This is a genomic window from Nakamurella sp. UYEF19 (assembly GCF_040546275.1).
In the GTDB taxonomy this organism is placed as follows: Bacteria; Actinomycetota; Actinomycetes; order Mycobacteriales; family Nakamurellaceae; genus Nakamurella.
The window spans coordinates 23,833-41,173 of sequence record NZ_JBEPNO010000007.1 but is presented as its reverse complement, the minus strand read 5'-3'; the positions used below and the strand labels follow the sequence as shown (position 1 = coordinate 41,173).

At 68.0% G+C, this 17,341-nt stretch carries 11 protein-coding genes; 5 read left to right on the top strand and 6 right to left on the bottom strand.

Translation table 11 applies throughout. The annotated features are described in order from the left end of the window. Positions 1-28: 28 nt before the first annotated feature. From ABIB25_RS12060 to ABIB25_RS12050, 3 genes are read right to left on the bottom strand one after another with little or no spacing between them, the layout of a single operon-like run. On the bottom strand, positions 29-760 hold the full coding sequence (locus tag ABIB25_RS12060) for a 4'-phosphopantetheinyl transferase family protein (protein WP_354528701.1): 732 nt from the start codon (positions 758-760) through the stop codon (positions 29-31). A 10-nt stretch (positions 761-770) separates the two neighbouring features. After that, positions 771-1,628 (bottom strand): metallophosphoesterase family protein, encoded by an 858-nt coding sequence (locus ABIB25_RS12055; protein ID WP_354528700.1) that lies wholly within the window; start codon positions 1,626-1,628, stop codon positions 771-773. Continuing rightward, positions 1,625-4,417 (bottom strand): helix-turn-helix transcriptional regulator, encoded by a 2,793-nt coding sequence (locus ABIB25_RS12050; protein ID WP_354528699.1) that lies wholly within the window; start codon positions 4,415-4,417, stop codon positions 1,625-1,627. Before ABIB25_RS12050 ends, ABIB25_RS12055 begins: the two co-directional genes overlap by 4 nt. Positions 4,418-4,709: 292 nt before the next feature. On the opposite strand from ABIB25_RS12050, the gene ABIB25_RS12045 reads away from it, so the two are divergent. The 4 genes from ABIB25_RS12045 (at position 4,710) to ABIB25_RS12030 (ending at position 9,634) form a co-directional block, all read left to right on the top strand. Beyond that, positions 4,710-4,991, top strand: a complete 282-nt coding sequence (locus tag ABIB25_RS12045; protein WP_354528698.1) for a hypothetical protein — start codon at positions 4,710-4,712, stop codon at positions 4,989-4,991. Between the two features lie 3 nt (positions 4,992-4,994). After that, positions 4,995-7,379 (top strand): TOMM precursor leader peptide-binding protein, encoded by a 2,385-nt coding sequence (locus ABIB25_RS12040; protein ID WP_354528697.1) that lies wholly within the window; start codon positions 4,995-4,997, stop codon positions 7,377-7,379. A 95-nt stretch (positions 7,380-7,474) separates the two neighbouring features. Continuing rightward, positions 7,475-8,134: a hypothetical protein gene (locus ABIB25_RS12035; protein ID WP_354528696.1), complete on the top strand. Its 660-nt coding sequence runs from the start codon at positions 7,475-7,477 to the stop codon at positions 8,132-8,134. A gap of 216 nt (positions 8,135-8,350) precedes the next feature. Beyond that, positions 8,351-9,634 (top strand): sensor histidine kinase, encoded by a 1,284-nt coding sequence (locus tag ABIB25_RS12030; RefSeq protein WP_354528695.1) that lies wholly within the window; start codon positions 8,351-8,353, stop codon positions 9,632-9,634. Here the strand turns inward: ABIB25_RS12030 and ABIB25_RS12025 are convergent. From ABIB25_RS12025 to ABIB25_RS12015, 3 genes are all read right to left on the bottom strand, one after another. Then, positions 9,627-10,235 carry a response regulator transcription factor gene (locus ABIB25_RS12025; RefSeq protein WP_354528694.1) on the bottom strand — a complete coding sequence of 203 codons (609 nt, stop codon included), beginning with the start codon at positions 10,233-10,235 and terminating at the stop codon, positions 9,627-9,629. The two genes, ABIB25_RS12030 and ABIB25_RS12025, sit on opposite strands and share 8 nt — an antisense overlap. A 95-nt stretch (positions 10,236-10,330) precedes the next feature. Then, a complete protein-coding gene (locus tag ABIB25_RS12020; protein ID WP_354528693.1) occupies positions 10,331-13,612 on the bottom strand; it encodes a non-ribosomal peptide synthetase in 3,282 nt (1,093 codons plus the stop codon). A gap of 70 nt (positions 13,613-13,682) precedes the next feature. Then, positions 13,683-14,513: a hypothetical protein gene (locus tag ABIB25_RS12015; RefSeq protein ID WP_354528692.1), complete on the bottom strand. Its 831-nt coding sequence runs from the start codon at positions 14,511-14,513 to the stop codon at positions 13,683-13,685. A gap of 400 nt (positions 14,514-14,913) precedes the next feature. On the opposite strand from ABIB25_RS12015, the gene ABIB25_RS12010 reads away from it, so the two are divergent. Further along, a complete protein-coding gene (locus ABIB25_RS12010; RefSeq protein WP_354528691.1) occupies positions 14,914-17,295 on the top strand; it encodes a DUF222 domain-containing protein in 2,382 nt (793 codons plus the stop codon). Positions 17,296-17,341: the final 46 nt, after the last annotated feature.

The window sequence follows — 17,341 nt, the reverse complement described above, 5'->3', positions numbered from 1 at the left end:
CTGAGCTGCAGCACATCTCGGACTCACCTCAGATCGGAGTCAGGTCCCCGACGAGCGGGCCGACCAGCGTGCGGTCACTGACCCACTCGGTGAAGCAGGTGGTCTTGGACGCAAGGGCGATCGCGGTGACGACGAGTCCCTGACGGCAGATCCAACGCCCGGCCAGCAGGTCGAGGCCACGGCTGGCCACCAGGGGGGAGCCCACCAGCAGGCGCGCCGTGAAGGTGCCGCTCTCCGGCATCAAGGTGATGTGCGCTTCCTCGAAGCCGAGTTCGGTGCCGACGATCGGGTACCAGACCTTGAAGACGCTCTCCTTGGCGGAGAACAACATCCGGTCCCACGGCACCTGGGGGTGGCGCACCGCCAACACCTCGAGCCGGCGACGTTCGGCCGGCAGTGCGATGGCCTCGAGCACTCCCGACGGCAACGGGGCGGCTGGTTCGGCGTCGATGCCGACCCCGGCGGCCTGGCTGGAGAGCGCGACGGCGGCGGCCCGGTACCCGTCGCAGTGCGTCATGCTGCCGATCACGCCATCCGGCCAGGAGGGTGCCCCTCGTTGACCGGGCATGATCGGCAAGGGTGGAAAGCCCAGTTCTGCCAACGCCTCCCGAGCGCACGTGCGTACGGTTCCGAACTCGCGACGGCGCTTGTCGACGGCCCGGGCGATGTAGGCGGTCTCCTCGGGGAACAGATCGACCGGCCCGGTGTCGTCGTAGCGGAACGAGGTGACCATGGCTGACGGCAGGATCTGGTCGATCATCGGACGGCCTTCATCGAACGAGGGCCGGTTCCGGAAGAATGCGCCGCAGTCTGGCCCGCGCCGGGTCCTGGTGGTGCCACTCCCGCGGGTATCCGAGGGAGACCTCCTCGAAACGCACTCCGTCGTACCAGGTCACGCGCGGGATGTGCAGATGTCCGTATACCGCCGCGATGGCCCGGTAGCGCAGGTGCCAGTCCGCGGTCGCCGTGGTTCCGCACCACTGTGCGAACTCCGGGTAGCGCAGGATGTCGGTCGGTTCGCGCACCAGTGGCCAGTGGCTGACCAGGATGGTGGACACGTCGACCGGTAGTTCGTCAAGGCGTTGGCGGCTGATCTCCACCCGCTGCCGGCACCAGTCGTCGATGGCGTCAAGGGGCTCCGCGTGGAGGAAGTGCTCGTCGGTGCAGACCACTCCGGCGGCGTAGGCCAACCGCAGGGAGGTCTCCTTGTCCTTGACACCCGGTGTACGGAAGGAATAGTCGTACAGGGTGAACAGTGGCGCGATGACCACCGGTACACCGTCGCCGTCGATCCACCGGGGGAACGGATCCTCCGGGGTCACCACACCGAGTCGTCGACATGCGGCCACCAGCTTGAGGTATCGATGCTGACCCCGCTCGGTGACCGGATCGCTGGGATGGGTCCACAACTCGTGGTTGCCCGGCACCCAGATCACCTTGGCGAAGCGGCCCGCGAGCATCCCGAGCACGTCGACGATGTCGCCGAAGCGCTCGGCCACGTCGCCGGCGACGATCAGCCAGTCAAGTGGCCCCGTCGGGTGAAGATCCGCGGCGATGGCTCGGTTCTCCGGGTAGCCCACGTGCAGATCACTGACCGCGTAGAGCGAGCCGCGGTCGGACGCGCTCATCCGGCGGCCGAGAGCAGTGCGGTCCCGGCGCGGTCGGAATGGCGAAGCCGGATCGGCAGGTCCACCCGCCGCGTCACCCCGAGCTTGCGATAGATCCGGGTGAGGTGCTGCTCGACCGTGCTGACCGTGATGAAGAGCTTGTTGCCGATCTCCCGGTTGGTGTGGCCCATCACGGCCAGTTCGGCGACCCGGCGCTCGGCGTCGGACAGGACGTCGGGAGACTGCCCCTGATCGGGGATCTCGGTGGTGCCCGGCGCACTGGGGGTGACGCCCGTCAGCAGCGACCGGCAGCTTGCGGTGGTCCCGCAATCGGCCGCCACCTCCTGGGCCCGGCGGCTCATCAGGCGGGCCCTGGTGAACTCGGACAGGTCCTGGTAGGCGGTGGACAACTCGGCGAGAGCGTTGGCCAGGCCGGCCCGATCACCGGATACCTGCAGCAGATCGATCGCCTCGCGCAGCAGCGTCGGGCGTCGTCTCGGCTCGCCTGCCACGGCGATGACGCACAGGGACTGGCCGCGGACGCGCGCGCCCTGCCCGCCCGGGCGGGCCAGCTGCGCGGCCATCAGTTCGACGGCGGCCTTGCCGTGCTCGAGTTTGAGATGCAGTCGTGCGTAACCGGTCCGCCACGGAACCAGTGCGGGCAGGTCGCTTTCGGTCTGCGCGGAAAGCTCCGCACAGCGTGCGAAATCGGCCTGGGCGAGGTGGAACTTGTTGGTGGCCAGGTGGAACTGGGCGCGGGCATACAGGAAGGTGAGACCGTAACGGGTGCGGTAGGTCTCCTCCGGCAGGACCGCCCTGGCCACCACAGCGGCCTCGTCCATCTGTCCGGTGCCCAGCAGCGCTTGCAGTCGTACCGCCATCGGCAGCCCGATCGCCACCCCCCAGCCCCGCCGGGAGATGCGGTCGAGGGCGAAGTCGGACCAGCGGAGCGCTTCGGTGAGATCTCCGTGGCGCCAGGCCAACTCGGCGCGCAGGGCGCCGAGGACGCCTTCCCAGGTGGCCGCCGGCCGCTGGGCGGCCACGTCCATCAGGGCCGTACACCAGGCCTGTGCGGCCTCCAGGCGATCGGTGTAGATCAGCGCCTGCAACGCAGCGACGACCGCGGGCAGGGTGTCGTCGGACAGCTCGCAATTGGCGAGCACCTGCTCGGCCCTGGCGTGGATCCGGTCGTCGGGGACCTGCGACAGGGCCCTGGCCAGCACCCCGGTCGCGACGATGCCGGCGTGGGCGGCCAACTCGACCGGTATGTCCGACACATCCTGCGGCAGAGACCATCCGGCCACCGCCGGGATGGAGAGCGGAAACTGGCCCCGGAGGGTGGTCAGCGCGGCGCGAACCGCTGGGTCCGCGGTGCGCTCCGCTGCGGCGAAGATCCAGTCGATGGTGCGGGTCGCCTCGTCGGCCCGTCCCAGCCAGAGGAGCCAGCCGGTGACGTCGGCGACGTCGGAGGGCGCCAGTCGTCCCGTCAGGGCAGCGTCCACAAGTCCACCCAGATGCCGGGCCGCCGTGCTCGGTTCGTGGCGCCACTCGATCCGGGCCAGGTCCATCACGATGCGGGCCCGCTCCGTCTCGTCGGTCGTCGACCGGGCGGCCAGTTCCAGGCAGTCGATCGCGAAGGCCGGTTCCTCGGAGGCCTCGGCCTGGGCGGCCGCCTCCGTCAGGGTGCGTCCGGCCCACGACTCGCAGGGCCGCCCGGCAGCGATCAGATGCTCGGCGACCACGGCGGCGCCACAGCCGTTTTCATCGGCAAGGCGGGCGGCCCGCCCCCGCAGATTGGCCCGGAAGGCGGGATCGGTATCGGCCAGCACGATGTCGCCGACCGCAGGCTGGCAATACCCGTCGGCGGTCATCAGCCCACTGTCGGAGAGGTCGCGGACCGTCGTGTCGATCGCCCCGGACTCGCGGCTCAGCAGATCGCCGATCAGGCCGGCGTTGCTCAGTTGGCCCAGGACCGCTGCGGCCTGGACGATGGCTTCCGCACTGTCGTCGAAGCGGCCGATCGCGCCCAGTACCGCGTCCCGGAACGCCCGGCCCGGCCTTGGCTGCGGAGCTGGATCGGATCCGGCGTGACCGTCCAGCATCAACGCCTTGACCAGGAGCGGGTTCCCGCCGGACAGGGCATGCACCGACCCGGCCAGTTGACCGCACGTCGGGTAGGACTGCTCGGCCAGCATCTGTCCGACACCGTCGACGCTGAGCAGGGAAAGAGTGATCTGTTCGAAACATGGGTGGCGGACGATCTCTGCATGCAACGCCGGGAGCGTGATGTCCTCGACGGAGGGTGCGGCAACGACAGCCATCAGGCCGCCGCCGTGCATCCGGCGTGCGAGGTAGAGCAGCACCTGCTGCGAGATCCGGTCGGCGAACTGCAGATCATCGATGCAGAGCACCAGCCCGCCGGAGTCGGCCTGCTCCAGCAGATAGCGGTGGAGCTCGCGGGCGAGGGCCGAGGCCACCGGACCAAGCGGCGCAGCAGGGTCGCCCTGGTCGTCCGTCGCCGCCAGCTGGTCCGCGCAGGTGCGGACCAACTCGACGAGCCGTGCGGGGAGCCGCGGATCGCAGAACAGCTGGCCGATCAGTCCGAGCGGCAGGTCCTGCTCGTCTTCCGCGCCACCGGCGCCCAGCGCCAGATGCCCTTCCGCGGTCGCCACCCGGCGGAACTCCCTGAGCACGGCCGACTTCCCGACCGCCGGCGGCCCGACGATCATCGACACCGCGGACGAGTCCTCGAAGGTGGCAAGACGGGTGCGCAGTCGGCCAATGGCTTCCTGCCGTTCGATCAGCATCATCTGCGGAGTCCTTTCAGATCATCCGGCGGCCCGTGAATCGATCCGATTCCGTTCGATTGCCCAGAAATGCCCCGGGGCTCGCCTGTTGCCACCACACTGGCAGCGCGCCCCTTCCGGCGGCAGTGTCCAGGCTCATCGCCCTGGCGTGAATGCGGCTGGTGAACGGGCGTGAAAATCTCATACCGAGGCAGTGAATCCGGGCACTGTCGCAGCGCCGCCCCGCAGGCAACACTTCTCTCACCGGTTCACCGGACCCGAGCTCCCGCACCAACTCTCCCGAAAGGCATTCGCCATGAGCACCTCGACAATGACCTCCGATTGGCGCTTCGTCCAGCTCGTTGCTGGTAGTTACCTGGACCAAGGTCTGACCCAGCGCTATGCCGCAGACCCCCGCGCGGTGCTGGCCGAGTTCGGCCTCGAGCTGGCCGAGAACGAGCCGATTCCCGACCTCGACGGAGCTGCTGCACCCACCGTCGTCAACGACAAGCTGACCGGGATCGACGCCGCTATCGTGCCGGGCTACTGCTGGATCTGCTGGAAGTCGCAGAGCCGTCCGGAACTGCTGGCCGCCTGAGCCATGGACGACCGTCGTCCCGCCCCGTTTCTCGGTTTCAAGAGGCACATCCGGGCCGAGGTCGTTCCGGGGGACGCCACCTATCTGATCTCCGACGCCGGCGTGACGGCACTGCACGGTGACCACGTCGCCGAGGTGGTGCCGCTCCTGGACGGCACCCGCGACCTGGCCGATGTGCTGGCCACCCTCGGGCCGCGGATGCCGGCCGAGCAGCTCGGGCGGGTGCTCGGCGAATTGATGAAAGCCGGGCTGGTGCGGTACCACACCGATCCGTCGGGCCAGTCCCTGCTTGATGATGACCCGGCCGCCGCCGATCGGGCACTGGCCGCCGAGGCATATTGGGACCTCGCCGGCCTCGACGGCTCGGCCGCGCTGGCCCGTCAGGCCGTGGCCAGGGTCGACATCGTCTGCCTTGGCTCGACCAGCGGGATCGCGCTCGCCCGGGTGCTGGCGGAGGACGGGATCGAGGCCATCGAACATCCGGCCGGTGCGTGGCCGCTGGTCGAGTCAGCCGAAGATGCTGCTGCACAGAGCTTTCCGGACGGATCAGAGAGACGGAACAGGTTGGTCGTCGTCCTCACCGATGACTACCTCCGTCCGGAGCTCGCACTGCTGGATCGCAGTTTCGCCGCAGCCGGGCGGTCATGGGTGGTGGCCAAGATCTGCGGTGCCACCCCGACCTTCGGCCCGTTCTTCACCGCCGGGATCGGTGCCTGCTGGAGCTGTCTGTCCTGGCGGCTGCGCGCCAACCGTGCCACCGAACTGCCGGTCCGGCGTGCTCTGCGACAGGATGGTCCGGTGCGGGCGCCGGCCGCCCACACCGGTGTGACCCAGGGCCTGGCCGCCCACCTCGTCGCCCTCGCCGTCAGCGCCTGGCTGGCCGGCGCCGGCGGGGCCGAGCAGCGGATCCAGGCCTTCGACTCCGTCACCGGCGGTGTCGTCACCCACCCCGTCCACCCCCGGCCACAGTGCCCGACCTGCGGAGATCCGGGATTGATCGCTCGCCGGACGGCGACACCGCTGACGATCAGATCAGTGACGAAGGCGTGGTCCTCCGGCAACGGACACCGATCCGCCTCGCCCGCCCAGGTGCTGGCCGCCTACGGGCATCTCGTCGATCAACTGACCGGCGTGGTCCGCGAACTGCACCGTGAGGAGCGGGTGGGGGAGGGCATGCACTGCTATACGGCGCAGCGCAATCCGGCCGCCCGCTCCCGTGATGCCGCGGATCTCCGGTCCGGCCTTCGTGCGCTCTGCGGGGGCAAGGGGGCCACCGATCTGGATGCCAAGGTGAGCGCGCTCTGCGAATCCCTGGAGCGGTACAGCGGTCAGCTGCAGGGCGACGAGCTGCGGGTGCGGGCCTCGTTCGTCGATCTGGCGGAGTCGGCGATCCACCCCAATGACGTCCTGCTCTTCGACGAGCGCCAGTTCGGCAGCACGGACGCATCCACCCCGCTTTTCGAGCAGGTCGACGACCAGTTCGACGAGCGGGCCCAGGTGGACTGGACCCCGGTCTGGTCGCTGTCCCGCCACCGCCACCGCTACCTGCCGACCTCGATGCTCTATTTCGACGGCTCGCCCGAATGCGACCTCGAGCCCCCGGCCGGCGCCAGGATGGCGACCGCCGACTCGAACGGGAACGCGGCTGGGAGCTGCCTCGAGGACGCCATCGTGCAGGGCTTCCTGGAACTGGTCGAGCGCGACGCGGTGGCCCTGTGGTGGTACAACCGCACCCGCGCCGCGGCGGTCGACCTGGACTCCTGCGGTGACGACTGGGTCCGCGGACAGGTCCTGACGCATCGGGAGGCCAACCGCGAGATGTGGGTCCTCGACCTGACTTCCGATCTGGGAGTTCCGGTGATGGTGGCTCTCTCGCGTCGGATCGACGACCAGAGACAGGACATCGTCTTCGGCTTCGGTGCCCATTTCGATCCCCAGGTGGCGGTGCGACGCGCGGTGGCCGAGCTCGCCCAGATGCTGCCGGGTGTGCTGCGACGCGCGAGCGGGGATCTCCTGTTCCGGGTCGCCGATCCGGAAGCCGATCGCTGGTACCGGTACGCCACCGTGGAGAACCAGGCCTATCTCCTTCCCGACCCTGCGCTGGGGGTCCGCCGGCTGCCGGACTTCCAGTACGAACCGCGTTCGGATCTGGCTCAGGACATCCAGGCCATCGTGACGCTCACCGATCGACACGGCCTCGAGGTGCTGGTGCTGGACCAGACGCGGCCGGACATCGGCCTCCCGGTGGTGAAGGTCCTCGTCCCCGGCCTGCGTCCGTTCTGGTCCAGGTTCGCCCCCGGACGGCTGTTCGACGTGCCCGTTCTGCTCGGTCGACTCCGTGAACCGACGGCATATGCGGACCTCAATCCCATCCCCATCTTCATTTGATTCGAACCGTTCCTCTCCTCGTACCGTTCCTCCGGTAGGCCCACATCGATCGAACCGGTCCGAGGCTCGACAGCACGCGACAGGGGGAGCATCCCGTGAACCATCAGTCGCTGGACCTCGGTTCGGTCGGCGCTGAGCCGGTCGAGTTGTGGTCCCTCCGCGACGACGTCACGGTCACCGAGCAGGCCGGCACCGACCTACTGCTGGCGGGCAGGCAGGGATCGTTGCTGGTGGAGAATCCGGCGCCCGTCGTCCGTGAGGCGCTGAACCGGATGGTGATGGGCCCGGTGCGGCTGAGCAATGTCGCCGCGCACGGCGAGGATCTCGGCACTGTCCTGCTCGACGCGTCGCACCTGCTGGTCTGCTCGCTGGGGGCCACCGACACCGGTGGGCCCCTGCTGTCGCTGGTCACCAGCGCACCGTCGGTGGTGATGACCCGGATGCCCCTACCCGTCCGCATCCGGTGGTCGCGTCACACCGTCATGAGGTTCGTTCCCGGACGGGGCCTCCAGTTGGAGTCCGGACGTTCGGCGCTGCGGGTGCAGCTGCACCGCCCGGAAGCCGGCGCCGTCGTCGGCACGCTGGGCCGCGGCCTCGACGTCGATGCCATCGCCCGGCAGGTCACGGTGGCCCGGCCGATCGTGATCGCCGTGGTGGAGTATCTGCTCGGTGCCGGCATGTTGATCGGCGGGACGGTGGCCGGCGGTTTTGCGGAGGACAGTGATGCGGATGGCCGGCCGATGAAGATCGGATGATCTTTCTGCACCGATCGACACCAGGGTCGGACCGAGTCCCGATAAAGTCTCTACCAAGCGCGGGGGCCAATATGTGAATGCTCAATCTGTGGTTCACGACCCGGCGGTTGGACGTCACAAATCGGTGATCCGATGGTTCTACAATCGGCCTGATTCCGACGAGGAGCAGGGCGACGTCCGGGTGGACGAGGGAAATGGCAGGGGCTCGGAGTGACGATGGGTGAATTGTCTGGATCTTCGGTGGCCGCGGTCCGGCTGGCGAGGGTGTTGTTGGTCAGCGTGCTGGTGGCCGTCACCGCCGTGCAGCTCATCAACGTGTTCGAGCTCCCGAATCTGACGCTGGCCGAAACCTGGCGGGCGATCGGCTTCGTGACCGTCACCGTGCTGATACAGGCGGTCAACTCGCTGCCCTCGGCGCGCCTTCGGCCACGCTGGCGGACGGCGGCATTGCTGGCCGTCCAGGCGGTGGTGACGTTCGTTCCCCCTTTCGAATTCGGTTATGAGTGGGGCGGAATGGTCGGCCTGCTGCTCGCCTCCATTCTGCTGCTACTGCCCTCTCCGGTGAGCTGGATTCTTTCGGTGGTCGGCCTCGGCCTCGTCCTGGTCGTGGCTCTGAGAGCTCCAGTGCCACTGCCTTTCGGACTGATCGCATACTTACTGATTGCGAACATCCTGACTACGCTGACCGTGTACTCGGTCACGCAATTGGCCGCATTGGTGGGCCAATTGTACGAAGCCCGCCAGGACATCGCCGATCTCGCCGTCGAGCAGGAACGGACCAGATTCTCCCGCGATCTGCATGACCTGCTGGGCTACAGCCTGTCCGCCATCACCCTCAAGGGTGAACTGGCGTATCGCCTGATGCGGGTCGATCCCGATGCCGCCCAGGCGAACCTCGAGGCCATCCTCGGTGTCTCCCGACAGGCCCTCTCCGATGTGCGGTCGGTCGCCCGGAGCTACCGGGACCTGTCACTGGCCGCGCAGACCACCACGGCGTCGGCCATGTTGGAATCCGCGGGCATCAGCGTCGAGTTGACGGTCCAGGACGCCCGGCTCCCCAGGGACATCGATACCGTGCTGGCCACCGTCGTCCGCGAGGGCGTGACGAATCTGCTCCGGCACAGCAAGGCCGAACACTGCTGGATCACCTTCACCCGGACCTCCACCGAAGCGATGCTGGTTATTGCCAACGACGGTCTGTCCGAGGAGTTCGCCGCGTCCCCGCCGGACGACATGCACGGTGACGGGATCGGTGGGGTCGGCAACCTGCGGGCGCGTCTGCAGAGCGTGGGCGGCCGCCTCGACGTCACGGTCGACGAGCAGTCCAGATTCCGCCTGACGGCGACCGTCCCCGTCGAACCGTCTCCGACCATCTCGCGAGGTCTTTTCGGCGAGCGATCCACTGCGGCCCAGGAGCGAGCGACAGTGGTTCCGGTCGCGCCGGCCGTCTTCGGACAGAAGCCTGAGGTGGAGAAGCGCGGCTCCGGGACGGTCAGATGAGCCAGCCTGCCTCGGTGGCCAGCCGGACCGCATCCAGCCGGTTGCGGGCGTTGAGCTTGCTCAGGATCGTGGTCAGGTAGTTCCGGACTGTGCCGGCCGACAGATAGAGGCTCTTGGCGATCTCGGAAACCTCCGCGCCGACGGCGGCCAGCTGGAGAACCTCCATCTCCCTTGCGGTGAGCGGGTTCTCGCGACTGTCCCAGGCCGCCAGGGCCAGCTCCTTGTCGATCACCCGCTCGCCCCGTGCCACCTTGCGCACCGATTCGGCCAGCTGGCTCGGCGGGGCGTCCTTGAGCAGGAAACCAGTCACCTGGGCGTTGAGCGCTCGGCGCAGCGTCCCCGGACGACCGAGGCTGGTCAGCATCAGTGTGCGACAGCTCGGCAGCACCTCGTGCAGCCGCATCGCAGCGCTCAGCCCGTCGAGACCGGGTAGGTCGATGTCCAGCACGGCGACGTCGGGTTTCACCCGCAGGGCCGTCGGCTCGATCAGATCGCCGTTGTCCACCTCTGCCACGACTTCGAGGTCTGATTCCAGGTTCAGCAGTGCCACGAGCGCACCGCGCACCATGTTCGTGTCCTCGGCCAGCAGGATCCGGATCAACGTGTTCCCCTCCTTGGTCGGCGATCGGCGACTTGCCAGTGCTGAGTCTGGCAGCCCGATGGTATCGACTTCGGAGGTGGTTGCCCCGCTGTTCGTCAGGACCGGCGTGATCCGGTCAGTTGGCGAAGGAGATCGGCGACTCCCCTCGGGGTCGGGGTGGCGAACAGTTCGGTCAAAGGCACGTCCGTGCCGGTCATCTCGGCGATCGACTGCACCAGCTTGACCGCCAGCAGGGAGTGTCCGCCGTGGTTGAAGAAGTTTGCGTCGGACTGGATGTCGTTGCGCCCCAAAACCTCCGACCACAAACCCTTCAACCGGTCGACCATCGGGTCGAGGCCGAACTGGTCTTGGGCCGTGGTTCCCGCTGTCTGATCGTCGGCCGCCGTCGCTGACGCGGCCCTTGCTGCTTCCTGCTTCCGGCCGTCGATCTGCCGGGCCAGGGCCGGGTAGTCGATCTTGGCTGCCCCGTTGGTCGGCAGCGCGTCGACCGGGAAGTACAGGTTTGGGACGGTGGCCTTGGCCAGCCGGGTGCCCGCGTGCTGCCAGAGTTCGTCGGTGGCGATGGTGGCTCCGGCCGACGGCTCGACGAAGGCGACCAGATCCTGGCCCTGACCGTTGTCGTCGTGCAGCAGCACCGCCGCGTTCCGGACGTCGGGGTGCTCGATGAGGACCGCTTCGATCTCGCTCAGTTCGATCCGGACCCCTCGCACCTTGACCTGACGATCGGCGCGGCCGAGCAGTTCCATGCGGCCGTCGGCCAGCCATCGGGCACGGTCGCCGGTTCGGTAGAACCGTCCGAGGTCCGGACGCTCACCGAAGCGTTCCGCGGTGAGCTCGTCACGCCGGTGGTAGCCGAGCCCGACACCCGCCCCGGCGATGCACAGCTCGCCAGGCACCAGCAGGCCGGCGTCGGCCCCGTGTGGATCGGCGACGAAGAGCCGGGTGTTGCGCAGCGGGCTGCCGACGGTGACCGTCGGCAGTTCGCCGGGCGACACCGTGCCGGCCGTGGACCAGATGCAGGTCTCGGTGGGCCCGTAGACGTTGTGCAGGTCGGCGCCGGCGTCCAGCAGTTGGGTGGCCAACGCGGGTGGTAGTGGCTCGCCGCCGCACAGCACGGTCCGTCCGGCCAGCGTGGAGCCGACCGATTCGATCAGCATCCGCCAGACCGTCGGGGTGGCCTGCAGGACCTGCACGTTCTGCTCCAGCACCAAGTCGGCCACGGCCGAACCGTTGTGCCGGAGGGCATCCGAGGCGACGACCAACCGACCGCCCGCTGTCAGCGGAAGGAACAGTTCCAGCGTCGAGATGTCGAAGGAAAAGGTGGTCGACCACAGCACGCTGGTCGCCTGGTCGGCGTTGAGCCGCTCGGTGAACGCCGCAATCAGATTGTTCAGGTTGCCGTGACTGAGCAGTGTGCCTTTCGGGCGACCGGTGGACCCGGAGGTGTACAGCTCGTAGGCCAGTTCGATGTCGTCCGGGATCCGGACGGCGGCGATCTCCGCTGCCGTCGCGACCTGTCCACTGGTGTCGAGGTAATGGATGACGGTGACGCCCTCGGCCGACGGCAGCGAGGTGCCGGGCGCGCACAGCACCAGAGGTGTACCGGAGTCGTCGAGCTGATGGCGGATGCGTTCGATCGGATGGCTGGGGTCGATGGCGAGATAGGCGGCGCCGGCGATCCAGGTGCCGAAGGCGGCCGCGGCCAGTTCCGCGCTCCGCGGGCCGGCCACCGCGACCACGTCGCCGGGCTGCACTCCGCTGGCCACCAGCATGGAACCGTTGCGAATCGCCGCCGAGGCGAGCTGGCCGTAGCTGGTCCGTACCTGCCCGTCGGATACGGCGATCGCGTCCGGGTCGCTCCGTGCCCGGTCCAGGAACAGCCGCAGAACCGACTCGGCCGTTGGAGCACCCGTCGAGTTGGACCTCTGCGTGACAGCCAGATCTCGTTCGCCCAGCATGTTCAGACCGATCAACGGACCGCTGCGATCCCGGCCGGCGGACAGCAGCAGCGCCTCGAGCCGATCCACCAGCAATTCGACCTGCAGCGGCGTGAAGGCCTCGGTGTGGTAAGCGGTCCGCAGGGTGATACCGTCCGGGCCGGTCAGCACGAAGAGCTCGAGATCGAATTTGCTGAAGCCGTTCTCGACCGCGAGCACGCTCGCCGGCAGGTCACCGAGGCTGAAGCCCGGCGCTCCGGTGCCGGGGACGTAGTTGAACACATGACGGAAAAGCGTGTTGCGCCAACCGGAGTCCTTGCGGACCACCCGGTCCATCAGGGCGTCGACCGGTACGTCGGAGTGGGTGATCGAGTTCATGAAGACGCTGCGGCACTTCTTCACCAGCGTGTCGAAGCCGGCGGTCAGATCGACCTGGGCGCGCAGGGGGACCACGTTGACGTGATAGCCGATGGCGTCCGCCCCGTCGGCCGGCCGCACGTTGACCGGTGTGCCGATGACCAGATCCGGGCCGCCGCCATGCCGTGCCAAGAGGGCGTAGTAGGCGGCGAGGAGCACGACTGCCTCCGACGCACGGAGGTCCTCCTGCAACTCGTGGACCACTGCGACCGCCTCGGCCGACAGCGGCCTCGTCACCACGCCGCCGACCAGAGTGGTGCTGGCGCCGGCGTCCTCGCCGATCCACAAGCCAGGGGAGACGGTCTCGAAGTTGGCCAACTGCTGGTCCCAGAACCGCTCGCTGCGCTCCGAGGGCGGTACCTCGACCAGCGGCGGCACCCGGTCGGGTATCTCGGCGACCTCGAAATCCCAGTCATCATCGGTGATGTCGGCGTCCTCGGTGGCAATGCTGTAGGCCTGCACGAACTCGCCGAGGAAGACGGTGGCCGAGACCGTATCGAAGATCAGGTGGTGCAGGACCACGCACAGCACGTCCGATTCCGCTTCGTGCAGGATTCTCGCCCGGACCAGAGGTGTTCCGTCGAAGGTGAACTCGCAGCCGACAAACGATTGCAGCTCGACCTCGGCCGGTATTCCGACGGTGAAGTCAGCCTGTGCGACCCGGAGGTCGATGTCCTCCGGCGCCAGCACCTGCTGCAACAGACCGTCATCGGTCGGCAGGAAGACCGTCGACATGCTCTCGTGCTGCGCCACCACGGCGATCAGGGCCCGCTCGGTGGCCGGCACGTCCAGCCGCCCGGTCACCCGCACGGTGATGGACAGGCTGTTCACCCCGCCGCTTCCGGGCGCGAATTTCTCCAGCAACCAGAGCGCCTTCGCCTTCTGCCCGGCGGTCGTCGGTGCGGCTGCCGTTGTCGCCGCGGCTGCCGTTGTCGCCGCTGCTGCTGCTGTCGCCGCGGCGGTCGGGTCGCCCGATGGGATCAGGGTGGTCGGGACGTCGGTATCGGTCGCGATGAGGGTCATTTCCCTGTCCTTCAGGCGTGTGTCGGTCAGGCGTGTGTCGGTCAGACGTTTGTGGGTCAGACGTTGTGGGTCAGACGGTCGCGGTGCGGACGAGCAGACTGGCGACGAGCTCGGCGACGCTGCTCTCGGCCAGCATGCCGACGTGGTCCACATCCACGTGCAGCTCGCGGGCGACCACGTCACCGCGGAACTCCGCGTCGACCTGGTTGAGGCCGCTGGTGGGGGTGCGCGACGTGATCGCCGTCGCCGTCGGCCAATGCCAGTCCTGCTTGAGCTGGGCACCGCCCACCAGGTAGCGGGTGAACCAGTCGAAGGCGTTCATCATCTCCCGGCCGTACTTCAGATCGATACCGGCGCGGGGGAAGCCGATCTCGGCCACCCGGTGGAAGTCCTCGATGGCCATCGACAGCAGTTCTTCGATGTTGCCGTTGCAGAGTGCGAGGGCCTGCTCGGCGTGCTGGAGGTGCGCAGCGTTCTCCTCGTCGGAGAACAGCGGCGCGAACCGGGAGATCCCACGAACCAGCTGGGTCTGCAGCGTCAACGGCCCGGGAACCTCGGGGTCGAAGAGGATCAGCTCGGGGGTGTGTTCCTGCCACTGCACGATTCCGGCGGCGAGTTGCTCCACGAAAGCTGCACCGGCGCAGAAGCTCAGAATGGCCACCACTGTTCGTCCGCTTCCTCGAACCTCGGGCAGCCAGCGCTCGATCTCGGCGCGGCCGGACACCTCGCCCTCGCTGGTGCAGAGCGGCAGCGTCTCCCAGACTGCGAAAGAACCGGACAGCAGGGGTGCGAACTCGTTGAAGCCGGCCTCGCCGCGTCCGCCGACCGGAAAGTCAACGGCCAGGACGAGATCGCCTGACGGATCTTCCCGGTGAATTCGCCAGCCATTCTTGTCGGGCATGATTCCTCGTTTCCTGGGCGGAGATCTCCGTCTGTCGATGACCTGGATGCGGTGATGCACTGACGGTAGGGAGCCCGTGGACCTCTGCCACACCCCTATGCGCCCCTATGTCGCCGTTGGTGCCGGATTGCTGCGTCGCTTCGTGGGTTGGGTGTTCGGCAGGGTGCTGGGTTGTCTTTTTGACGGGGTGCGGCATCCTCGGCGTCTTGATTTGCGCAGTGGAAACGGGGCGCGGGATAGAGCCGGCGGTGTGCGGCACGGTACGGGAAGTGGCGTGGTGGAACCTCGCGCACTACGGCGTTGTGGGGCGAAAAAGGTTGCACCACAACCAGAAAGAGGATATACTCGAACAATAGTTCGAGATGAACCGAATTAGCCGAACAGGGGAGGGGGTAGCGACATGACAGCGCATGATGGCGATGGCGACCGGATCGACCATGGTCCTTCCGCGCAGTGCGAGCCTGCCGGTGAATCCGCTGCCCAGCCGACTGCTGTGCCAGTTGGCGACACCTTCGGCTGGGTCACCTCCGCTGTCCCGGCGGACCTGACGCCGGCGGAGTTGCCGGATCTGATCGTCGCGGCGAACCGGCTGATCTCCCACCTGCAGGCCGTGCAGATCGCCGCGGTCGCGGAGTTCGCCACACCCGGCCGCTGCGGATCCATGACGAAGCTGATCGACGGTTTGATCGACCACACCGGCCTGGCCAACAGGCCCGGCGGGCTGGTCGACCCGGAAGCGATGAGCGTGCTGATCGCCGAACGGGCCCAGGACATGGCCGCCGCGGAGGTCAGCGCCGCCCTGCACCAATCGCCGCTGGGCGCATCCCGGCGGGTGTCCGCCGCGGTGGAGTTGGTGCAGGAGTTGCCGGCGACCCTCGCGGCGTTGAAGGCCGGCCGGATCGACCTACCCCGGGCCCGGATGATCGCCGAACGCACCGCCAACCTCGACCCCACCCTGCGCACCGCGGTGGAGGCGAAAGTGCTGCCGCTGGCCGAAACCCGCACCCCGGGGCTGCTGCGCCCGATGATCGACCTCCGCGTCATCCAGGCCGACCCCACCGCGTCGAAGAAACGGGCCGACAAGGCCCGCAAGGACCGGTTCGTCGACCACACCCCCAGCGTCGACGGGATGGGGATGATCCGGGCGCACCTGACCGCCGAAGGCGCCGTCGCCGTGTTCGACCTTTTGGACCGGATCGCCAAAGCCACCGTCGGGATGGACGAACGGGGCATCGCCGCGTGCCGCGCCGACGCCCTGGTCGACATGTGCCTGCAGATCCTGGCCAACGGGTTCGTCGACCTCCGCGACACCTGCACCCCGGACAATGCAGACACCGCCCCAGCCGAAACCGCCACCACTGCAGACACCGCCCCAGCCGAAACCGCCACCACTGCAGACACCGCCCCAGCCGAAACCGCCACCACTGCAGACACTCTCGCCGAGACTCTTCCTGTTGAGGAGCCGACAGACGTCGATGCCGATGCCGATGCCGATGCCGATGCCGACGTCGATGCCGAGGTCGAGGTCGAGGTCGAGGTCGAGGTCGAGGTCGACGACAATGTCGGCCCCGTCGAGGTTGTCGAGGACCCTGCCGTTCAGCCCGGAGAGGCGAACCCCGCCAACGAAAGCGATGCGATCGCCGCGTCGGTCGAAGTTGCGGTACCCGCCATGGCCCAGCCTGCAGCGCCCCAGCCCACCGAGCCGGCCGTTCCCGTTGCGCCGCAGCCGATCACCGCGCAGCCAGATACCTCGCGGCCAGGCAAGAAACTGTCGAAGGTCGCCAAGCACCACGGGCGGGGTGCCCACTTCAACCTGACCATGAGCCTGGCCGCGTTCACCGAGTTCAACCAGGACCCCGCCGAACTCACCGGACACGGATTCCTGCCCGCCCACCTCGCGCTCGCGATGAAAACGTCCATCCGATCCCTCGCGGTCATCGTCGTCAACGAGCAGGGGCAGGCGATGGCGGTGGGTTCCACCGCGCCTGTTCCGACATACATCCCCACCCAGACGGCGACCGATCAGGTGCTCACCGCCGCCGGGACCTGCCGCTTCCCGTCCTGCCGGATCCCCGGACCACTGTGCGACCTGGACCACCGGGAATCGTTCGATCACCAGCATCCCAGAACGGGTGGGCAGACCGACGCGAAAAGTCTCGACCCGCTGTCCAGGCACCATCACTTCCTGAAAACGTTCACCGACTGGACCGCCACCCGCAGCGCCGACGACGGATTGACCATGCTGTGGACCAGCCCCACCGGCCACCACTACGTCGACCACCCCAAAGAATTCGCCATCCCCGACCACGAACGACCAGATCCCGCCGACGGCCAGAACAGCTCGCAGCAAACAGATGTCGTCGATACCGACCACCATGAGTGCTGCCCCTGCGTGCACCCATCTCCGGTCATCCTCGACGGCGGCAGCACCGCACAGAGTCACGCCGAACAAACCAAAATCCTCATCGCACGCCGCGACGCCGCCGAAGCCGAGAACACCCGGCTGCTGAAGGCGCAACGGATCAAACTCGACCACCGTTCTACCTTCGTCTACCGCCTCGGCACGGACACAGACCCCCGGCCCGCCGACGAAGACGACCAGGAGACGCAGGAAGAGTTCAACGCCCGCATCGAAGAAGACATCGCCGCCGCCGGCTCCTACGAACGGTTCCGCACCCAGAACAACAACACCCTCAGACGCTTCGACCCCATCGCCTACGGCCTACAACTGGCAGCCGACAAAGCCCGCCAATACCCCGACCCGAACCAACCACCGTTCTGAGTCGTGCCGCACGCGCGGCGGCGGGTGGAACCGCTCCGGGCACATG